Source organism: Limnomicrobium aquaticum, assembly GCF_040545545.1.
Taxonomy (GTDB): Bacteria; Pseudomonadota; Alphaproteobacteria; order Rhizobiales; family Rhizobiaceae; genus Ensifer_A; species Ensifer_A aquaticum.
Genome location: NZ_JBEPMB010000014.1, coordinates 16,963 through 36,994, shown reverse-complemented (window position 1 = coordinate 36,994; position 20,032 = coordinate 16,963). Strand labels below are relative to the sequence as shown.

The following is a 20,032-nucleotide window of genomic DNA, read 5'->3' as shown; positions in this document are numbered from 1 at the left end:
CCCATTGAAGCACAACAATCGACCGAAGCGAACGCAGGTTCGGCATTCAATCCGCCAATAAACCGTCATGCTTCATTATCGCCATGAAATGACGGGGCGGCTATCCGTGCGCCGGGGACAATATGAACGCGACTGAAATTCTGGCTCGGCTGATTTCCTTTCCAACCGTTGTGGGTACGCCCAACGGGGAAATCGTCGACTGGATCAGCACCTATTTGAAAGCAGAAAATTTCGCGGTCACCATTATGCCTGGTCCGGAAGGCGACCGCAGCAATCTTTTTGCGACCATCGGCCCTCGCGATGTCCCGGGCTACATCATTTCCGGCCATATGGATGTTGTGCCCGCGGAAGTGGCGGAATGGACATCATCGCCCTTCGGCCTGCGTCGTGACGGCGAACGGCTCTACGGGCGTGGCACGACCGACATGAAGGGCTATCTGGCCGCAGCACTCGCCGCAGCGCCAAAGCTGGCAAGGGCCGATCTTGCCCACCCTATCCACTTTGCGTTTTCCTACGACGAGGAAGCGGGATGCCGCGGCGTGCCGCATCTGATCGCCAAACTGCCGGCGCTTTGCACCGTTCCGCTCGGCGCGATCATCGGCGAGCCGAGCAATATGCGAGCCGTTCTCGCCCACAAAGGAAAAGCCGCCGCCAGCGTGACCATTCGAGGGCGAGCCGGTCACTCCTCCCGTCCCGATCTCGGCCTCAATGCCATTCATGCCATGGCAAGCGTGCTCAATGCGGCAATCGAGCAAGCGGACCGGCTGTCCGTCGGGCCGTTCGACCAGTCCTTCGAGCCGCCTTACTCGTCGCTGCAGGCCGGGGTGATCAGTGGTGGCAAGGCGATCAATATCGTGCCGGACCTTTGCCGCCTCGAACTGGAGGCGCGTGCAGTATCGGGTGTCGATCCGCAGAGCCTGCTGGCCCCCATCCGAAAAAAGGCGGAGGCACTGCGCGAGGCGGGTTTCTCGGTCGATTGGGAAGAGATGAGCGCTTACCCGGCGCTGGCGCTCGATCGCTCATCGCCATTGGTATCCTTGGTCGAAGACCTCACGAACCAGACGGCGCTCGGTGCCGTCAGCTACGGCACCGAAGCCGGCCTCTATCAGGCAGCCGGCATCGATGCTCTCATCTGCGGACCCGGCGACATCGGCCGAGCCCACAAGCCCGACGAATTCATTCTCGATAGCGAGCTCGTCGCCTGCCAGAACTTCATTGAGGCGCTTGGCCAGCGCTGCCAAGCTTGAGGGGAATGGTTCGATGACATTTCTCTTCAGGTCCGATGCGACACGCGGTGCAATCTTTGCCCAGGCCTTTGCCGAGGCGCTGCCGGACCTGTCTTTCAGCATGGATGAGACGAGCGTCGACCACGATGACGTCCGCTATCTCATGACCTGGACGGTGCCTGACGATCTCGACCGCTACAGGAACCTGGAAATCCTGTTCTCCATCGGTGCCGGCGTGGACCAGTTCAATCTCGACCTGGTGCCAGACCATGTGAAAATCGTCCGCATGGTCGAGGACGGCATCGTCCGGATGATGCAGGAATACGTGCTTCTGGCCGCACTCGCGCTTCACCGCAATCTGCCCGCCTATCTCGACCAGCAAAGGCGTCGACTCTGGGCACCCGTGCCACAGGTGCAGGCCGGCGAGCGCCGCGTTGGCATTCTCGGCCTCGGCATGCTCGCGCAAGCCGTCATCGAGCGGATGAAGCCATTCGGCTTCCCGATTGCGGGCTGGAGCCGCAGCGCAAGGACGCTCGATGGTGTTGTCTGCCATCACGGCGCCGATGGCCTCGATGCGATGCTTCGGGCAAGCGACATCCTGGTCTGCCTTCTACCACTGACGGACGAGACGCGCGGCTTTCTGGGTGCAAGCCTCTTTGCAAAGTTGCCGAAGGGTGCTGCTCTCGTTCATCCGGGACGCGGCCCGCAGCTCGACCATGCAGCCCTGCTGGACGCACTCGACAGCGACCATCTCTCGGCTGCGATGATCGACGTCACCGATCCCGAACCGCTGCCGGAAGGGCATCCCTTCTGGACCCATCCAAAGATCATCCTCACGCCGCATATCGCCAGCGTTACCCAACCAACCAGTGCGGCGCGGATCGTCATTGACAACATCAAACGGCATCTCGCCGGGCTCGATCCCATCGGGCTCGTCGACCGACGCCGTGGCTATTGAAACAATCGAAAGGATCGACATGTCCCTGCTGAAAACCCTCGACCCGAACCCGACCTTTGCACCGCGTGAATCGCTGCCGGCGCCCGAGAGGCTGATTGCCGGCTCCCCGTCCTTCAAGACCTGGGCGATGGACGAGGCAAAGGACGGCAAGGTTCTTTCCGGCGTCTGGGAAGCCACCCCCGGCGAAACAAAATCGATCAAGGGCGAGGTTTTCGAATTCTGCCACATCCTCTCCGGTCTCGTCGAAATCACGCCCGAGGGCGGCGAACCCGTCACCTACAAGACAGGCGACAGCTTCGTCATGAAGCCCGGCTTCGTCGGGGTCTGGAAGACGATCGAGACGGTGCGCAAGTTCTACGTCGTGGTGAACTGACAAGAGCCTTGAAGGCGGCGGCATTCCTGCCTTTCGGAAGGCCGTCTGCCGCAGCCTTCGAAATCCAGGAAACATTGGTCGGCACAGTCCAGCGCAACGATCATGCTCGGATGGCCTGACCGGTCTCGGACATCCCGAGAAGGAACATCCCATGAGCCTCAGTTTCGATCCCGATAGCCTATCCCTGCCCATCGGCCATTTTATCGGCGGCGAACTTATCGCGACCACGGACGGCATCGCGATGCATCGGCCTTCCGACGCGAAGGCCTATGCCGATTGTCCGGTGGCCGACGCCGATCTGGTGGACCGTGCCGTCGACAATGCCAAGGCGGCGCTGAAAGCCAGCAACTGGGGCGGCGTGCGCCCGCGCGAGCGGACCAAGGCGCTGCAAGCCTGGGCCGACCTGATCGAACGGGAAGCCGAAACCCTGGCAAAGATCGAGGCCCTGTCCTCGACGCGCCCCGTGGGCCAGCTCGTTGCCGGCGACATTGCCGTGACGGCCGAACAGATCCGCTTCTTCGCCGAATTTGCAGACAAGGAAGGCAGCGATCTCGTGCCGACCGACGATCAGACGCTCGGCATGATCGTCAGCGAACCCTATGGCGTTGTCGGCGCGATCACGCCGTGGAATTTCCCCATCTCCATGGCCGGCTGGAAGCTCGGCCCGGCTCTAGCGGCCGGCAATGCCGTGGTGATCAAGCCGTCGGAAATGACGCCCTTCTCGACCGTCTACATGGCTCAGCTCGCCGTGAAAGCCGGCATTCCGGCGGGTCTCATCAACGTCGTCCTCGGCGATGGTCCCGTCACCGGCAACGCGCTCACCGGCCATGCCGACATTGCCAAGGTGAGCTTCACCGGCTCCACCCGCGCGGGCTCGGCGATCATGGAAAATATTGCCCGCACCGGCGTCAAGCCGATGACGCTGGAGCTGGGCGGCAAGAGCCCGCAGATCGTCTTTGCCGATGCCGACATCGACAAGGCTGCTGCCGCAATCGCGGGAAGCGTCATCTTCAATGCCGGCCAGGCCTGCGTCGCCGGCACCCGGCTGATCATTGAGAAATCGGTCGCTGACAGGCTTGTCGCGGCAATTGTCGCGCAGATGAAAACGGTGCGTCCCGGCCCGACCTGGGACGAGACAACGCAATATTCGCCCATCATTTCCGAGCGGCAGCGCGCCCGCATCGCCAGCATCGTCGATGCCGCGAAAGCAGCCGGCGGCGAATGCCTGACGGGCGGCGGCTTGATGGCCGGCGAGGGCTATTTCTTCGAGCCGACCCTGATCGCCAATGTCGACCAGATGAACCCAGCCATTGTTGAGGAAATCTTCGGACCCGTGTTGACGGTGCAGACATTCGAGACCGAGGAAGAGGCACTGGCGCGCTCGTCCCACCCGATCTACGGTCTGGCTTCCGGTCTCTTCACGAAAGACCTGTCGCGCACGATCCGCTTTGCCCGCAAGCTGGAAGCAGGCACCGTCTGGGTCAACCGCTACAGCCGATCGCGCGACCATATCCTGCCCACCGGCGGTTACAAGCGCTCGGGAATCGGCAAGGATCTCGGACGCGAGGCCTATCATGCAAACCGCAAGACCAAGAGCGTGCTCATCAGCCTCTGAGGAAGAAACCATGAAGACCTATTCAATCGCCCTGATCCCCGGTGATGGCATCGGACGTGACGTTGTCGACGCCGCCTGGGAGGTCCTGGAAGCCGCTGCCGAAACCGCCGGCTTCGCGCTCGATGGCACGGAATTTCCCTGGTCCTGCGCCTTCTACAAGGAAACCGGGCGGATGATGCCGGAAGACGGGATCGAGACGCTGCGCGGCTTCGACGCCATTTTCCTCGGGGCCGTCGGCTGGCCGAAAGAGGTCCCGGATGCAGTCTCCCTGCATGGGCTGCTTCTGCCGATACGCAAGGCGTTCGTGCAATATGCCAATATCCGCCCCCACCGCCTCCTGCCGGGTGTGGAAGGCCCGCTGAAGGCGGAGAATTTCGACATTCTCTGCATCCGCGAGAATACGGAAGGCGAATATTCCGGCGCGGGCGGCCGCGTCCACCAGGGCATGGACAACGAGGTTGCCGTCGAAACCTCGATCTTTACCCGCAAGGGCGTCGAGCGCATCATCCGCTTCGGTTTCGAACAGGCAAAGGCCCGTCGCGGCAAGCTTGCCTCGGTCACCAAGTCCAACGCGCAGAAATATTCGATGGTGTTCTGGGACGAGACCACCCAGCGGCTGGCCACCGAATATCCCGAGGTCGAGGTGACCAGCTATCACGTCGATGCGCTGGCCGCGCGCATGGTCATGGCGCCCGAAAGCCTCGACGTCATCGTTGCATCGAATCTTTTCGGCGATATCCTCACGGATCTCGGTGCGGCGATTCAAGGCGGCCTCGGTTTTGCGGCCTCGGCCAACATCAATCCCGACCGCTCCGCGCCCTCGATGTTCGAGCCCGTCCACGGCTCGGCCCCGGACATCGCCGGCAAGGGGATTGCAAACCCGATGGCCACCGTCTGGTCAGGCGCCATGATGCTGGAGCATCTGGGCGAGACGCAGGCAGCCCGGCGCATCATGAAGGCGCTCGCAATCACCACGGGCAAGGGCATAGGCACGGCGCCTGGAAAGGACACGACCGCCAAGATTACCGGTGCGGTCAAGAACGCACTGACAACATTGTAAGGACACGTCCATGCTGAACCTCAAGGATAAGAGCCTGCTCAGCCAGGCCGGACTGATCGGCGCAAACTGGGTCGCCGCGCGCTCCGGTAAAACCGTCGATGTCATCAATCCGGCAACGCAGGATGCCATCGGCACCGTTCCGGACATGGACGGCGCAGATACGCGCGCCGCGATCGAGGCCGCAAATGCGGCCTGGAAGACCTGGAAAGCCGAAACCCATGCCCAGCGCGCCATTCTGCTGGAAAAATGGTTCGACCTGATCATCGAAAACGTCGACGATCTGGCGCTCATCCTGACCAGCGAGCAGGGAAAGCCGCTGGACGAGGCGCGCGGCGAAATCCGCTACGGTGCGTCCTTCGTCAAATGGTTTTCGGAAGAGGCGCGCCGCATCAACGGCCACATGATCCCCGCACCGAGTCGCGATCGCCGCATTCTCGTGCTGAAGGAGCCGGTCGGCGTCTGCGGCATCATCACACCTTGGAACTTCCCGAATGCGATGATCACCCGCAAGGTGGCGCCGGCGCTCGCCGCCGGCTGCACGGTCGTTATCAAGCCATCGGAATTCACGCCCTATTCGGCGCTGGCGCTCGGGGTGCTTGCGGAACGGGCGGGCATCCCGGCGGGCGTCATCAACATCGTCACCGGCATGCCGAACGATATCGGCACCGAGATCATGGCAAACGAGACGGTGCGCAAGATCTCCTTTACCGGCTCGACGCGTGTCGGCTCGCTCCTGATGCGCGGCGCTTCCGACAGCATCAAGCGCCTGAGCCTGGAACTGGGCGGCAATGCACCCTTCATCGTTTTCGACGATGCCGATCTCGATCTTGCGATCGAAGGCGCACTGGCGTCGAAATTCCGCAATGGAGGTCAGACATGCGTCTGCGCCAACCGCATCCTGGTGCAATCCGGCGTCTACGACACGTTCGCCACCATGCTGAAGGCCCGCGTGGAAGCAATGAAGGTCGGCCCGGGCACGGAACCCGGCGTTTCGATCGGACCGATGATCAACAGCGCGGCGATTGAAAAAATCGAACGCCATGTTGCCGATGCCTTGGCAAAGGGCGGCAAGATCATCACCGCGACGCCCGTCCTGCCCAAGGGCGCCCAATTTACCGCGCCCATGGTGCTCACCGGCGCGACGACCGATATGGAGCTCGCGACAGAAGAGACCTTTGGCCCCGTGGCTCCACTCTTCCGCTTCGAGACCGAAGAGGAAGCCATCGCCATTGCCAACGGCACCCCGTTCGGTCTCGCCTCCTATTTCTACACGGAGAACATGAAGCGCGCATGGCGCGTCGGCGAAGCGCTGGAATTCGGCATGGTGGCGCTCAATACCGGTCTCATCTCCATGGAAGTCGCCCCCTTCGGCGGCGTCAAGCAATCCGGTCTCGGCCGCGAGGGTGCGCAGATGGGGATCGAGGAATATCTCGAGACCAAGAGCTTCCACATCGGCGGGCTCGCCTGACGGGGTCGTGGGGCGGGCTCCATCCCGCCCTTGTCCCACCATCCATGACTACAAAAAAGAAGGCACTGATTGCTTCCAATCGGCGCCTTGAGTTTGTGCCTTCGGGGAGTAGGCCTGGAGGGTCTTACTGGAACTTGTCGAGTAGCTTGTAATATTGGCCGACCAGCGGCAGGAACCAGGGCTTGCCGAAATGACCGGGCACCGCCGGCCAGGGATACTCGCGCATCGGGTTGCGGTCGGCGCGGCCAAGGATTGCGTCCGCCACCATCATGCCCAGATGGGTCGAAAGCTGCGCGCCGTGGCCGGAATAGCCCATGGCATACCACAGGCCATCCTGGAAACCGGCGCGCGGGTAGCGGTCGGCCGTCATGTCGACGAGGCCGCCCCAGCAATAGTCGATGTCGATGCCTTTCAGCTGCGGAAAGATGCGCTCCATGCTCTCGCGCAGAATCTCGCCGCTTTTGGAATCCGAGCGCTGGTCGGAGGTCGCGGAAAATCGTGCGCGACCGCCGAAAATCAGCCGGTTATCCGGCGAAAGGCGCCAGTAGTTGCCGATGTTCATCGTGTTGACGCAGGTGCGGTTGCCCGGCATCACGGCTGCGGCCTCGCTCTCGGTCAGGGGCCGTGTCGCAATCAGGAAGCTGCCGACGGCAATGATGCGGCGGCGGAAGAAGGAAAAATTCCGTGTCGTGTAGGCGCCCGTCGCCAGGATCACGTTGGCCGCCGTCACATCGCCGCGTGCGGTCACCAGCGTATGAATGCCGTTGGCCTCGCGGTGATCGCTGACCGCTGCGGCTTCATGGATCGCAGCGCCATGGCGAGCCGCCGCCTCGGCCAGACCCACCACATAGCGCCCCATATGCATCATGGCGCTCTTCTTCGAGAGCATTGCGCCATAGAAGGGCGAGCCGACCTCGCTCTTGAGGTCGTCGGACGTCAGGAGCGCCGTATCCGGATCGCATTCGCTGTTCAGCGCTTCGAAATTGCGTGCGATCGCTTCGAAATGCTTGGGCTTGGACGCCAGCTTCAGCTTGCCCGAGCGGCGGAAGTTGCAGTCGATACCCTCTTCGGCGATCAAGGCCTCGATCGTATCGACGGAGTCGTCCAGCGCCTTGTAGAGCGCAATGGCGCGCTCCTTGCCGAGCTCCGCCTTCGCGCCGAGATAGCTGTGCGCGAGCCCGTTGTTCAGATGTCCGCCGTTGCGGCCAGACGCGCCGAAGCCGACGCGCTCGCTTTCCAGGACGACGACCTTCGCCCCGCCCTTGGCAAGCTGCCGTGCAGCGGCAAGCCCGGTAAAGCCCGCACCGACTATCGCGACATCGAAGTGCCCGCTGACTGGCCCTTGCGCGGCACCGGCGAAGGCCGGCGCCGTGTCATGCCAATAGGAGACGAATTTCATAGTCATCGCCCTTACAAGCCGACGACGCCGGGAAGTCCTGAAATATCGGCAATTTCGGTATAGCCGTAATAGGGGTTGGCCGGCTCATGACCGCGGTTCACCCAGACCTTGTTCTCGATACCGAGATCATGGGCCGACATCAGGTCATAGCGGAAAGAGGACGAGCAATGCAGAACGTCTTCCGGCCCGCAGCCCAGCATGTCGAACATATATTCGAACGCCTGGAAACGCGGCTTGTAGGCCTGTGACTGCTCGGCGGTATAGACCTTGTGGAAGGGCGCACCGAGCTTTTCGACATTCGACATGATCTGCGAGTTCATCGCGTTGGAAAGAATGACCAGCGGAATTTCCTTGGCGACCTTGGCAAGACCGGCCGGCACATCCGCATGGGGACCCCAGGTGGGAACGCGCTCATAGATCGTCTTGGCATCTTCGTCCTTGAAGGTGACGCCGTTCGCCTTGCAGGTCCGCGACAGCGAATTATGGACGACGTCCGCATAGGGCTTCCAGGCTCCCATGACCTCGTCGAGACGATAGGCGGCGAAATTCTTCTTGAATTTCTGCATCGCCTGCTCATCCAGTTGGTCGCCATAAAGGTCGTCGGCCGCACCCGCCATATCGAAATTGATCAGCGTGCCGTAGCAATCGAAGGAGATATATTTCGGGCGAAAGGGGGCCATGACGTTCATCCTCTGGCTTTGTGTGCAGTGGCCCCATCATAGAATGACGCAACTTGCCTTGGCGGCGCGAATTGGCATGCCCCGGAAGCACAAAGTTTCTTAATCACCGCCTCGTTTGGCACAGTATTGCACAACGGCCCGTCAATGCACCGCCCCCTCTGCACGCCGCCGGGCCCGCCAGCTTCGCTGTCAGCATAAGATGCGGGATGCGCACTGAGGTTTGGGGGAAGATAGTGCGAAGACCTATGCTTTCAGATGAATAGCTTCCTGTTCCTGCCCGAGACTTCAGGTCAGGAAAGGGATACCCATGCAGAGCCATTTTGACATCGTCGCCTTCGGGCCTGAGCATATCGATGGTGCGTTCGCGCTGACGCAAGCGGAGAACTGGCCACACCGGCGCGAAGACTGGATGCTGGTGCAGCAGCTGAGCGCTGGTGTTGTCACCATAAATCCGGATGGCCGCGTCACCGGGACGACGCTCGTGACGCCGTATGGGGACGATTGCGCCACCATCAACATGGTCATCGTCGACAAGTCCATGCGCGGCCTCGGCGTTGGCCGGAAGCTCATGGAAGAGGCATTCGAACTGGCCGGCAGTCGGCCGCTTCGCCTCATCGCGACGCAGGAAGGCCTGCCCCTTTATGAAAAGCTCGGCTTTGTCGCCGTCGGAACGATCCTGCAGTACCAGGGTCATGTGCTCCCCTGCGCCGCCCCCGAGGGGGTCGAGGACATGGCTGCCGGCGATCTCGACGCCCTGAAAATGCTCGACCGCGAGGCCTATGGTGCGGATCGGTCGAGAATGATCGATGCGCTCGTGGCCTGCGGCAGCATCGCAGTAATCCGCCAGGGCGATGCGCTTGAAGCCTATGCGGCGATCCGCCCCTTCGGACGCGGCGAGGTGATCGGCCCGGTCATTGCGCCCGATTTCGAAAAGGCCCGTGCACTCATTGCCTATCATGCCTCCTCGCGTCCCGGCGCGTTTCTGCGCGTCGATACGGGAAGCGAGACCGGCCTTGCCTCCTTTCTTGCCGAAATCGGACTTGCCCATGCCGGCGGCGGCATCGCCATGCGGCGCCCGCCCAAGGACAATGCCGAACAGGCCCGCCGAAAAGTCTACGCTTTGGCCAACCAGGCCCTCGGTTGAACTCATCTGGAGACGCAGAATGCTTGCCAATTCCCTGATCGAACTCGATCGCGCCCATCTTATCCATCCCGTCGCCTCTTATCGCGGACATGAACGCCAGGGGGTGCGGGTCTTGAAATCCGCCCGCGGCGCAACCGTCACCGACGCCAGCGGACATCAACTGGTCGACGGCTTCGCGGGCCTCTGGTGCGTCAATGCCGGCTACGGCCACGAGAGCATCGTCGAGGCCGCTGCCCGCCAGATGCGCGAACTGCCCTATGCGACGGGATATTTCGACCTCGGCTCGGAAGCTGCCATCCGGCTTGCCGCCGAACTCGCCGATCGCGCGCCGGGCGATCTGAACAGGCTCTATTTCACGCTCGGCGGATCCGATGCTGTCGATTCGACCATCCGCTTCGTCCACTATTATTGGCATGCCAAGGGTCAACCGAAGCGCGACCAGTTCATCTCGATCCAGCAGGGCTATCACGGTTCATCGACGGTCGGTGCCGGACTGACGGCACTTCCGGCCTTCCATGCCGGCTTCGGCTTGCCCTTCGACTGGCAGCACAAGATCCCGTCGCCCTATCCCTATCGCAACCCGGTCGGCGAGGATGCGGCAACGATTATCGACGCGTCGCTCTCGACACTGAAGGCGAAGATCGAGGAAATCGGGCCGGACCGTGTTGCAGCATTTTATGCCGAGCCGATCCAGGGCTCCGGTGGTGTCATCGTGCCGCCGAAAGGCTGGATCAAGGCCATCCGCGACCTCTGCCATCACTGTGGGATCCTGTTCATCGCCGACGAGGTCATCACCGGCTTCGGCCGGACGGGGCCGCTGTTTGCCTGCGCCGACGAGGACATCGTTCCCGACATGATGACGGTCGCCAAGGGCCTGACCTCCGGATACGTGCCGATGGGCGCGGTTTTCATGTCTGACGGCGTCTATGACGTGATTGCCGATGGTGCCGGCGAAGCCGCCGTGGGCCACGGCTATACCTATTCCGCCCATCCCGTCAGTGCGGCGGTCGCACTCGAGGTGCTGAAGCTCTACGAAGGCGGCCTGCTGGAAAACGGCCACAAGGCTGGTGTCCGCCTGATGGCCGGGCTGGAAAGCCTGCGCGATCACCCGCTGGTGGGCGATGTCCGCGGCCGCGGCATGCTCGCAGGCGTCGAACTCGTGACCGACAAGGCGAAGAAGACCCCGCTTCCCGCCGCCGCCATGCCCGCCCGGCGCATCTTCGACCGCGCCTGGGACAATGGCCTCGTCATCCGGGCTTTCCCGCAGGGCGTTCTCGGCTATGCACCGCCGCTCTGCTGTACCGATGCCGAGATAGACGCGATCATCGAGCGGACCCGCAAGACGCTGGACCAGACGCTCGCCGACCCGGATGTCAGGTCCGCCATGGCCTGAGAGAGGATTCCCGAAATGTCGCCGGGGCAGCAAAGTTCGCAATTTTATGCTGCTGCCTCCGGCAATATCGGAGAATAAGCCACAGTCGCCATGCAACACTTGAATCGGGAAACGGGCCGAACTCCAGGCCCCGACATCGCAGACTGGGTGAAAGGCAACATTTCTTCTTTCAGATTTCAGTATTCGGAACCTTGCTGATCGTGGGAAGCGACGGTTCTGCGCCGACAACAAGCTTGCACAACGCCATCACAAAACCTGCAACGGTCCGTTTGTGACAATCAACCGAGGTGGAAGGTCCGCAATCAAGACGGCCGCTATCCCAACCGACAGAAAAGGGGAATGAAATGACTGACAAGATCACCAATTGGACGAAGTCCGACGACGCAAGCGTCGAGGACGCAATTCGTCGCGGTGCGTCCCGCCGCGAACTCCTGAAGCTGATGCTGGCCAGCGGCGTTGCGCTGACAGCGGGCGCTGCGGTTTTCGGCCGGGCCTCGAATGCCGTTGCCGCAACCCCGGTTTCCGGCGGACATTTCAAGGCCGCCGGTCTTTCGTCTTCGAACGCCGACACGCTGGACCCGGCCAAGGCTTCGAACGGCACCGACTACGTGCGCTGCTGCTCCCTCTATAACCGACTGACTTTCCTCGACGCGACCGGCGTTCCCCAGATGGAACTCGCCGAGAAGCTCGACAGCAAGGACGCCAAGACCTGGACCGTGACGCTGCGCAAGGGCGTGACCTACCATAACGGCAAGGCGCTCACCTCCGCCGACGTCGTCTTCGCCCTGAAGCGCCACCTCGACCCGAGCGTCGGTTCCAAGGTCGCAAAGATCGCCGCCCAGTTTTCAGAGATCAAGGCTGTCGACCCGACAACGGTCGAGATCGTGCTCAATGCAGCGAATGCCGACCTTCCCTTCATCCTGGCGCTGCAACATTTCATGATCGTGCAGGACGGAACGACCGACTTCACGAAGGGGATCGGCACCGGCGCGTTCACGCTCGAAACATTCGAGCCGGGTGTGCGCTCGATCATGAAGAAGAACAAGAACTACTGGAAGCCGGGCCTGCCGCATATCGATAGCTTCGAATTCTTCGCCATCGGCGACGACAATGCGCGCGTCAATGCGCTTCTGGCCGGCGACATCCAGTTGGCCGCCGCCATCAACCCGCGTTCGGCAAAGCAGGTCGAAGCGCAGAGTGGCTTCGAGTTGTCCAAGTCGACGAACGGCAACTACACGAACCTCAACATCCGCCTCGACATGAACAAGGCGGACTTTGTCACGGGCATGAAATATCTGATCAATCGCGAACAAATCGTCAGTTCGGCGCTGCGCGGCTTTGGCGTGATCGGCAACGACCAGCCTATTTCTCCGGCAAACGTCTACCACAATGCCGATCTGAAGCCGAAAGCATTCGATCCTGACAAGGCGAAGCACTATTTCGAGAAAGCCGGGGTCCTTGGCCAGTCGATCCCTGTCATCACCTCGGATGCCGCCGGCAACGCGGTCGACATGGCCATGATCGTACAGGCCGCAGGTGCCGACATTGGCCTGAAGCTTGACGTCCAGCGCGTCCCCTCGGACGGCTACTGGAGCAAATACTGGCTGAAGGCGCCGATCCACTTCGGCAACATCGACCCGCGTCCGACCCCCGACATCTACTTCTCGCTTCTCTACTCGTCCGACGCCCCCTGGAACGAGAGCCAATACAAGTCGCCGAAGTTCGACAAGATGCTGCTCGAGGCCCGCGGTCTGCTCGACCAGACCAAGCGCCACGAGATCTACAACGAAATGCAGACCATGATCTCCGAGGAAGCCGGCACCATCATCCCGGCCTACATCACCAATGCAGATGCGATCTCCAGCAAGGTGAAGGGTCTTTTGACCAACCCGGTGGCTGGCATGATGGGCTACTCGATGGCAGAGTACATCTGGCTTGAACCCTGATCACGCGTGTCGTCCGGAGGGCCCCGCCCTCCGGACATCGACGCCGCCAGACGATTGCGCGAACGAACGGGCGGCTACCAGTCACAGGCGGACCCTCGGCAATCGGTTCTTCTTTTTAAACACGTTTGATGGGAAACTGGCATGGCCGCCGGCATCGGACAACGCGGCTGGAGATCTTCCATGAACTCTGAAATCGGAAGCCTGATCTTCAGGCGGCTCGGCATCGCGATTATCACCCTTGTTATCGTGTCGTTCGCTGTATTCTTTACGACCAACCTGTTGCCAGGAGACACGGCCACCATCCTGCTCGGCCAGGCCGCCACGCCGGAAGCGATCGAAGGATTGCGCCAGGCGATGCATCTCAACGATCCCGCCATCCTGCGCTTCTTCCGTTGGGGCCTCGGCTTTCTGACGGGCGATCTCGGAAAGTCCTACGCCAACAATATGGAGATTTCGACCCTCATCGGTGATCGCTTCGTCAACACGATGGAACTTGCAGGCCTCACGACGATCATCGCAGTTCCCCTTGCGCTGACGCTTGGCATTACCTCCGCAGTCATGAGGGGATGGCTTTATGACCGGGTCGTCAGCGTCCTGACCATCGGTGTGATTTCCGTGCCCGAGTTCGTGATCGCCTCCACGGCGGTTCTCATCTTCGCCGTCTATCTGCGCTGGCTGCCGGCGATTTCCTTCGTCAATGAAATCCACTCCTTTTCCGACCTGTTGCGGATGTATGCGATGCCGGTCGTTACGCTGACTTTCGTGGTCTCGGCGCAGATCATTCGCATGACGCGCGCCGCAGTGATCGAGACGCTCGACACACCCTATGTCGAAATGGCGCTGTTGAAGGGCGCTTCCCGCAGCCGGATGGTCCTGCGCCACGCCTTGCCGAATGCGCTGGGTCCCATCGTCAACGCTCTGGCCCTGTCGCTTTCCTATCTGATTGGCGGCGTGATCATCGTCGAAACGATCTTCAACTATCCGGGCATCGCCAAGCTGATGGTGGATGCGGTCGCAACGCGTGACCTGCCGTTGATCCAGACCTGCGCGGTGATCTTCTGTGCGGGCTACCTGGTCCTGATCACCATTGCCGACATCATCGCGATCATTTCCAATCCGAGGCTCCGCAAATGACGCAGACCGCCACACCCACGACGGCTCGCCGTTTCGACTATACATTCAGCCCGGTTGGGATGGTCGCGTTGGCAGTCATCCTGTTCTGGGCGATCGTGGCCGCCTTCGCGCCGCACCTTGTGCCCTATCCGCCCGGCAAGATCGTCGATACCGATTATTTCGGTCCGATCAGCAGCAAACTCTGGCTCGGCTCCGACTATCTGGGGCGCGACATGCTCTCCCGCATCATCATGGGGGCTCGCTACACGCTGGGCGTCGCCCTTGCGGGTGTCCTCATCGCGTCGACTTGCGGCGTCGTGCTCGGCATGGCAGCGGCCGTTCTCGGGGGCTGGTTCGACACCATACTCAGCCGTTTCATGGATGCCATGCTTTCCATTCCCAGCAAGCTTTTCGGCCTGGTGGTGGTGGCAGCCGTCGGATCTTCCTTGCCGGCGCTCATCCTGACGCTTGCCTTCATCTATGCACCGGGCTCCTTCCGGTTCGCCCGGTCGCTCGCCGTGAACGTCAACACCATGGACTTCATCGCGATGGCCCGCATCCGGGGGGAGAGCACCCTCTATCTCGTCGGCGCTGAGATCCTGCCCAATATAATCCGTCCGGTTCTCGCAGATTTCGGGCTCCGCTTCGTCTTCATCGTGCTGCTGCTGTCCGGCCTCTCCTTCCTCGGGCTCGGCGTTCAGCCACCGCTGGCAGACTGGGGCGCGCTCGTGCATGAAAACATCCAGAGCCTGTCCTACGCCTCGGCGGCTGTCATTGCACCTTCTCTGGCCATTGCCAGCCTGACCATCAGCGTCAATCTGTTGATCGACAATCTGCCACGCGCGATAAGGGATCGGAGTGCCTGACCATGACCAATCTCGTCGAAATCAGAAATCTGCATGTGGAAGCAACAACGGATTCCGGACGCCGGATCGAGATCATCAACGGCATCGATCTCGACATCGCCAAGGGTGAGATCGTTGCCCTGATCGGCGAAAGCGGCTCTGGCAAGACGACCATCGCACTGACGCTGATGGGCTATGCAAGACCCGGCTGCAAAATCACCGAGGGCTCGGTGATGGTCGACGGAAAGGACATGACGGCGCTTTCCGAAGGCCAGCGTCAGCGGATCCGTGGAACAGAGATTGCCTATGTGCCCCAAAGTGCCGCTGCGGCTTTCAATCCATCGGCGAAAATAATGGATCAGGTCATCGAGGTGACCCGTATCCATGGACTGATGCCGCCGGCCAAGGCGCGCCTTCGCGCCATCGAACTGTTCCGCGCGCTTTCCCTGCCAGATCCTGAACATATCGGCGACCGCTACCCCCACCAGGTCTCCGGAGGACAGCTGCAGCGCCTTGCGGCGGCCATGGCCCTGATCGGCGATCCGAAGGTGATGATCTTCGATGAACCCACCACTGCGCTCGATGTGACGACGCAGATCGAGGTTCTGAAGGCCTTCAAGTCGGTCATGAAAGCCGGCGGTATCGCGGGCGTCTACGTCTCGCACGATCTTGCCGTTGTTGCCCAGATCGCAGACCGCATCGTTGTCCTGAAGGGCGGGGAGGTCCAGGAAACCGGCACCACAGAGGATATCCTGTCGACGCCGAAGCATGCCTATACCCAGGAACTGCTGGCGGCCTTCGAGCCCAGGCATTTCGAATTTTCCGGTCGCACCGAAGCGTCGGCGACGCCCCTCCTGCATATCAACGATGTTTCATCCGGCTATGGCCAGATCCAGGCGGACGGACTTCCCCTGGTTTGCGCCGTCCGTTCGGTGGGTTTCGACCTCCAGAAGGGCCGCAATCTCGGCATCATCGGCGAATCCGGCTGTGGAAAGTCGACGCTGGCGCGAACCATTGCGGGCATGCTTCCCGCCAGCGCCGGGCAAGTTCTCTTTGCCGGAGAGAAAATGCCGCCCGCCGCGAAAAGCCGCAGCCGCGAACAGTTGCGGCAGATGCAGATCGTCTTCCAGTCCGCAGACACCGCGCTCAATCCGGCCAAGCCCATCGAAGACATTATCGGGCGGCCGCTGACTTTCTACCATGGCATGAAGGGCGAGGCCCGCAGCAAGCGGGTGGACGAGATTCTTGACATGGTCCGGCTGCCGAAGTCGCTGCGTTACCGGCATCCAGCGGAGCTTTCGGGCGGACAGAAACAGCGCGTCAACTTTGCCCACGCTCTGGCTGCGGAACCGAAACTTATCATCTGCGACGAGATCACCTCGGCACTCGATACGATCGTCGCGGCAGCCATCATCGAGTTGCTGAAGGAACTGCAGCGCGAACTGGATCTATCCTATATTTTCATCAGTCACGATCTCTCGGTCGTCAAGGCGATCTGCGACGAAATCGTGGTCATGTATCGCGGGGAAAAGGTGGAGCAGCTGACGCGCGAGGGTATCAAGGCGCCGGAGCATCCCTATTCGAAGCTGCTCTTCTCCTCCGTCCCGAAGCTCGATCCCGCATGGCTGGACAACCTGGTACTGGAACCTGACCTCATCCGGCAATATGGCGGTCTGTAAGAGGCTAGAGCGGAAAGAGGCTGGTCAACGGAATATGCGACTTCACGATCGGCGACTTCAGCACGACGAAGCTGAAATATTTGTCGATGCCGACATCCATGTCCGTCAGCCGTTCCATGATGATCTGATATTCGCCGATCCCGGCGGTTATGAATTTCACGAGATAGTCGTAGCCGCCAGACACGAGGTGGCATTCGACCACCTGGTCGATCTTGCCGACGACCGCCAGAAACCGCGCGAAATCGACCTGACGGTGATTCTTGAGCGTGATTTCCGTGAAGACTGTCAGCGTCTGCCCGAGTTTTCCGAGGTTGATCTGCGCCGAATAGCCCTCGATATATCCCTCCGTCTGCAACCGTTTCACCCGCATCAGGCATGGGCTCGGCGACAGGTGAACGAGCTCGGCCAATTCGACATTGGTGATGCGACCGTTCTTCTGCATCTCAGAGAGAATTCTGATGTCCGTCCGGTCCAATTTCATCACGGTCTTAACGCCTTCCTGCTGCCTTGGACTGCAGCATAAAATGCCGCAGATATCGACGCAAGCCTAACACATCGACCGACGCTATCCACAAAGACGTCATTTCGAAACGGAGCAGAAGATTCCGGCGGATCTTGCATCCAGGACATTATCTGCCGTGCTGCAGATATTTCCGGCAGTGAATGCGTCCGGGGTGGGCCTAGTGTAGGGGGTAGAACCGGAGATGAACATGCCTGCGCCGCTGACACTGATCGATACCCCATCGGACCTGCCTGACTATGCCGACGCAGTTGTGATCGGTGGCGGCATCATCGGTGCATTCGCTGCCTATTACCTGACGCAGCGCGGACTGAAGACGGTCCTCATCGAAAAGGGTCGCATTGGAGCCGAGCAGTCGAGCCGGAACTGGGGCTGGTGCCGGCAACAAAATCGCGATGCCCGCGAATTGCCGATTTCCACGAAGAGCCTCGACCTCTGGGAGCGCTTTGCGCAGGAGACCGGCGAGGAAACCGGCTTTCGTCGTTGCGGTCTGCTTTATCTCAGCAACAACGAGGCCGAAATCGCCGGCTGGGCGCGCTGGCGCGACTTTGCGAAAACCGTTGGTGTAACGACGCACATGCTCTCGAGCACCGAAGCTGCCGAGCGGGGCAGGGCGACCGGCAAGAGCTGGAAGGGCGGCGTATTCTCGCCGACCGACGGGATCGCCGATCCAGCGCAGGCAGCGCCCGCCGTTGCACGCGCGATCGTCAAGCTCGGCGGCACGGTGGTCCAGAACTGCGCCGCGCGTGGCATCGAAACCGCGGCGGGCCGGGTGAGTGCCGTTGTCACCGAACGCGGCACGATCAAAACCAAGACCGCCATTCTTGCGGGCGGCGCCTGGGCGTCGTCCTTTTGCCGGCAGCTGGGCATCCGCTTTCCGCAGGCATCCATCCGCTCATCGATATTATCGGTCTCGGCAGGTGCCGAGGGCATTCCGGACGCCCTTCATACCGCCGGCGTTTCCATCACCCGCAGGGGCGATGGCGGCCACACCCTGGCAATCAGCGGGCGCGGCCATGTCGATGTCACTGCGCAGCAATTGCGGTTCGCGCCGCAGTTTCTGCCGATGTTCTTCAAGCGCTGGCGCAATCTCGCGCCCGGCAATTTCGAGGGCGTTCGCAGCGGCCACGAGACGCTCGGCCGCTGGCGGCTGGATGAGGTGACGCCGATGGAGCGCATGCGGATACTCGACCCCCGACCGGACGCAGCCGCGATCCGCCTGAGCCACGAGCGGGCGCTCGCACTGTTGCCCGGATTGAGGAACACGACAGTGACGGCAGCATGGGCAGGCTATATCGACACCACGCCCGACGGCGTCCCGGCAATGGGCGAGGTCGCGGGTCTTCCGGGCTTCATTCTGGCCGCCGGCTTTTCCGGTCACGGTTTCGGCATTGGCCCGGGCGCCGGTCACCTCGTTGCCGATATAGCCACGGGCGCGCCGCCGCTGGTCAATCCCAAACCCTACCATCCGGACCGGTTCTCGGCATCGGCATGGGGCAAGATCGCAGACTTCTGACACAGCCTCTGTTTGGAATGCAGTCGCTAAGCAAGCGATCGGTTCGAAACGGTGCGCCCGTGCCTCGCAGTTCAAGGCGTTGCGGTATCCGATTAGTGATGAGATCGATTGGTTCACAGCGGGTCGAGCCGACGATTTCACGCCCAGCTATGAGGCCATTATCCGTCACAGCGCAGGCCGAAAGGTGTCGATCCGTTGGGATGGCGAACAACCTTCATAGCCACCTGGCGTATGAGACGCGCGTTGCGGTGTTTCGTGCGGCACTGCGGCGCGGTCAGGTTCTGAAATTCATTGATGGCCAAACGAACCCGTCATTTTGCAAACGCACTGTCGGCAGCGTCTGCAAGCTTGATCAGGGCCGAAAAATGATAATCTGGAACGGTAACCTGCTGGGGTGTCGGCGAGGCACCATACCCGTCCAGGCCCTTGCGTCTCTGGATCCAGCAAGTCTTGTAGCCGAGCGACTGTGCAACGCCGATATCATGATACTGGCTTTGAGCGACATGGAGATAGTCGGCCAGGCGGAGACCGTGTGGAAACTGCAGCCCGCGCGCAAAGCCGAAGAACAGAGGATCGGGCTTGCAGCTTTCGACATCTTCCGCCGTGACCTTATCGTGGAACGGGTGGTTGAGTGTCTCGGCAAAACAACCGAATGCCCAGTTGTCGGAGTTGGTCATTGCGACGAGGCGATAGTGCTTTGCGAGCCGTTTGAGCGCGGCAATGCTGTCCGGGAAGGCAGGCCATTTCGGTATCGAAAGACGAAACCCGTCACGCGAGGCATTGTCCGTCGGCAAGCCGAGCTCTGCGGCCATTGCTATGTAGCAGGGAGCCATCATGTCCGTGAACGGAAGCCCGGGCGTGCGCTCGTGCTCGATACCCTCGGCCTTGCCGTAGGCAAGAACGATTGCCTGGTCATCCAGGGAAAGGCCCGCCTGGGCGGCAATCGGTTGGATGTAATTCACGATTCCGGTTTCGAAGTCGATGATCGTTCCAACTACGTCGAAGGTCAGAATTTTGAAATTCGTGAGAGTCATGCGCTCGTTCCCTGATGACAAAAGTTTTCCAGGCGGGACATCGTTGCTCCCTTGGTCTCTGTG

Annotated in this window: 17 protein-coding genes; 13 read left to right on the top strand and 4 right to left on the bottom strand. The window is 61.3% G+C overall.

Going from position 1 to position 20,032, the window contains the following annotated elements:
* Positions 1-122: 122 nt before the first annotated feature.
* The 6 genes from argE to ABID16_RS22685 all read left to right on the top strand — a co-directional run bounded on the left by argE (position 123) and on the right by ABID16_RS22685 (position 6,700).
* Complete coding sequence (gene argE / locus ABID16_RS22710) at positions 123-1,247, top strand: acetylornithine deacetylase (RefSeq protein WP_354558663.1); 1,125 nt, start codon at positions 123-125, stop codon at positions 1,245-1,247.
* Positions 1,248-1,260: 13 nt separating this feature from the next.
* The gene (locus ABID16_RS22705) at positions 1,261-2,184 is read left to right on the top strand and encodes a 2-hydroxyacid dehydrogenase (protein ID WP_354558662.1); all 924 of its coding nucleotides are present in this window, start codon (positions 1,261-1,263) and stop codon (positions 2,182-2,184) included.
* Positions 2,185-2,203: 19 nt separating this feature from the next.
* Entirely contained in the window at positions 2,204-2,557 is a 354-nt protein-coding gene (locus ABID16_RS22700) for a cupin domain-containing protein (protein ID WP_354558661.1), read from the top strand.
* Between the two features lie 151 nt (positions 2,558-2,708).
* On the top strand, positions 2,709-4,172 hold the full coding sequence (locus ABID16_RS22695) for an aldehyde dehydrogenase family protein (protein ID WP_354558660.1): 1,464 nt from the start codon (positions 2,709-2,711) through the stop codon (positions 4,170-4,172).
* Between the two features lie 10 nt (positions 4,173-4,182).
* Positions 4,183-5,232, top strand: a complete 1,050-nt coding sequence (locus ABID16_RS22690; RefSeq protein WP_354558659.1) for a tartrate dehydrogenase — start codon at positions 4,183-4,185, stop codon at positions 5,230-5,232.
* 10 nt (positions 5,233-5,242) lie between these two features.
* Positions 5,243-6,700: an NAD-dependent succinate-semialdehyde dehydrogenase gene (locus tag ABID16_RS22685; RefSeq protein ID WP_354558658.1), complete on the top strand. Its 1,458-nt coding sequence runs from the start codon at positions 5,243-5,245 to the stop codon at positions 6,698-6,700.
* Between the two features lie 124 nt (positions 6,701-6,824).
* Here ABID16_RS22685 and ABID16_RS22680 read toward each other — a convergent pair whose 3' ends face one another.
* The gene (locus tag ABID16_RS22680) at positions 6,825-8,099 is read right to left on the bottom strand and encodes an NAD(P)/FAD-dependent oxidoreductase (protein ID WP_354558657.1); all 1,275 of its coding nucleotides are present in this window, start codon (positions 8,097-8,099) and stop codon (positions 6,825-6,827) included.
* Between the two features lie 11 nt (positions 8,100-8,110).
* A complete protein-coding gene (locus tag ABID16_RS22675) occupies positions 8,111-8,779 on the bottom strand; it encodes a haloacid dehalogenase type II (RefSeq protein ID WP_354558656.1) in 669 nt (222 codons plus the stop codon).
* A gap of 307 nt (positions 8,780-9,086) precedes the next feature.
* On the opposite strand from ABID16_RS22675, the gene ABID16_RS22670 reads away from it, so the two are divergent.
* The 6 genes from ABID16_RS22670 (at position 9,087) to ABID16_RS22645 (ending at position 16,899) form a co-directional block, all read left to right on the top strand.
* Positions 9,087-9,923, top strand: coding sequence for a GNAT family N-acetyltransferase (locus ABID16_RS22670; protein WP_354558655.1), 837 nt, complete (start codon positions 9,087-9,089; stop codon positions 9,921-9,923).
* Between the two features lie 19 nt (positions 9,924-9,942).
* Complete coding sequence (locus tag ABID16_RS22665; RefSeq protein WP_354558654.1) at positions 9,943-11,316, top strand: aspartate aminotransferase family protein; 1,374 nt, start codon at positions 9,943-9,945, stop codon at positions 11,314-11,316.
* A 344-nt stretch (positions 11,317-11,660) separates the two neighbouring features.
* On the top strand, positions 11,661-13,262 hold the full coding sequence (locus ABID16_RS22660; RefSeq protein WP_354558653.1) for an ABC transporter substrate-binding protein: 1,602 nt from the start codon (positions 11,661-11,663) through the stop codon (positions 13,260-13,262).
* 180 nt (positions 13,263-13,442) lie between these two features.
* On the top strand, positions 13,443-14,396 hold the full coding sequence (locus ABID16_RS22655; protein ID WP_354558652.1) for an ABC transporter permease: 954 nt from the start codon (positions 13,443-13,445) through the stop codon (positions 14,394-14,396).
* On the top strand, positions 14,393-15,241 hold the full coding sequence (locus tag ABID16_RS22650; RefSeq protein WP_354558651.1) for an ABC transporter permease: 849 nt from the start codon (positions 14,393-14,395) through the stop codon (positions 15,239-15,241). Before ABID16_RS22655 ends, ABID16_RS22650 begins: the two co-directional genes overlap by 4 nt.
* Before the next feature lie 2 nt (positions 15,242-15,243).
* Entirely contained in the window at positions 15,244-16,899 is a 1,656-nt protein-coding gene (locus ABID16_RS22645; protein ID WP_354558650.1) for an ABC transporter ATP-binding protein, read from the top strand.
* A 4-nt stretch (positions 16,900-16,903) separates the two neighbouring features.
* Here the strand turns inward: ABID16_RS22645 and ABID16_RS22640 are convergent, their stop codons facing one another.
* On the bottom strand, positions 16,904-17,380 hold the full coding sequence (locus ABID16_RS22640) for an Lrp/AsnC family transcriptional regulator (RefSeq protein WP_354558684.1): 477 nt from the start codon (positions 17,378-17,380) through the stop codon (positions 16,904-16,906).
* Between the two features lie 229 nt (positions 17,381-17,609).
* On the opposite strand from ABID16_RS22640, the gene ABID16_RS22635 reads away from it, so the two are divergent.
* Positions 17,610-18,935, top strand: coding sequence for an NAD(P)/FAD-dependent oxidoreductase (locus ABID16_RS22635; protein WP_354558649.1), 1,326 nt, complete (start codon positions 17,610-17,612; stop codon positions 18,933-18,935).
* Positions 18,936-19,246: 311 nt separating this feature from the next.
* Here the strand turns inward: ABID16_RS22635 and ABID16_RS22630 are convergent, their stop codons facing one another.
* A complete protein-coding gene (locus ABID16_RS22630; protein ID WP_354558648.1) occupies positions 19,247-19,969 on the bottom strand; it encodes an HAD-IA family hydrolase in 723 nt (240 codons plus the stop codon).
* Between the last annotated feature and the right edge of the window lie 63 nt (positions 19,970-20,032).

Bases quoted from the DNA above. Each gene is read 5' to 3' on its own strand.
- argE (WP_354558663.1), top strand. From the start codon at position 123: ATGAACGCGACTGAAATTCTGGCTCGGCTGATTTCCTTTCCAACCGTT.
- ABID16_RS22705 (WP_354558662.1), top strand. From the start codon at position 1,261: ATGACATTTCTCTTCAGGTCCGATGCGACACGCGGTGCAATCTTTGCC.
- ABID16_RS22700 (WP_354558661.1), top strand. From the start codon at position 2,204: ATGTCCCTGCTGAAAACCCTCGACCCGAACCCGACCTTTGCACCGCGT.
- ABID16_RS22695 (WP_354558660.1), top strand. From the start codon at position 2,709: ATGAGCCTCAGTTTCGATCCCGATAGCCTATCCCTGCCCATCGGCCAT.
- ABID16_RS22690 (WP_354558659.1), top strand. From the start codon at position 4,183: ATGAAGACCTATTCAATCGCCCTGATCCCCGGTGATGGCATCGGACGT.
- ABID16_RS22685 (WP_354558658.1), top strand. From the start codon at position 5,243: ATGCTGAACCTCAAGGATAAGAGCCTGCTCAGCCAGGCCGGACTGATC.
- ABID16_RS22680 (WP_354558657.1), bottom strand. From the start codon at position 8,099: ATGAAATTCGTCTCCTATTGGCATGACACGGCGCCGGCCTTCGCCGGT.
- ABID16_RS22675 (WP_354558656.1), bottom strand. From the start codon at position 8,779: ATGGCCCCCTTTCGCCCGAAATATATCTCCTTCGATTGCTACGGCACG.
- ABID16_RS22670 (WP_354558655.1), top strand. From the start codon at position 9,087: ATGCAGAGCCATTTTGACATCGTCGCCTTCGGGCCTGAGCATATCGAT.
- ABID16_RS22665 (WP_354558654.1), top strand. From the start codon at position 9,943: ATGCTTGCCAATTCCCTGATCGAACTCGATCGCGCCCATCTTATCCAT.
- ABID16_RS22660 (WP_354558653.1), top strand. From the start codon at position 11,661: ATGACTGACAAGATCACCAATTGGACGAAGTCCGACGACGCAAGCGTC.
- ABID16_RS22655 (WP_354558652.1), top strand. From the start codon at position 13,443: ATGAACTCTGAAATCGGAAGCCTGATCTTCAGGCGGCTCGGCATCGCG.
- ABID16_RS22650 (WP_354558651.1), top strand. From the start codon at position 14,393: ATGACGCAGACCGCCACACCCACGACGGCTCGCCGTTTCGACTATACA.
- ABID16_RS22645 (WP_354558650.1), top strand. From the start codon at position 15,244: ATGACCAATCTCGTCGAAATCAGAAATCTGCATGTGGAAGCAACAACG.
- ABID16_RS22640 (WP_354558684.1), bottom strand. From the start codon at position 17,380: ATGAAATTGGACCGGACGGACATCAGAATTCTCTCTGAGATGCAGAAG.
- ABID16_RS22635 (WP_354558649.1), top strand. From the start codon at position 17,610: ATGCCTGCGCCGCTGACACTGATCGATACCCCATCGGACCTGCCTGAC.
- ABID16_RS22630 (WP_354558648.1), bottom strand. From the start codon at position 19,969: ATGACTCTCACGAATTTCAAAATTCTGACCTTCGACGTAGTTGGAACG.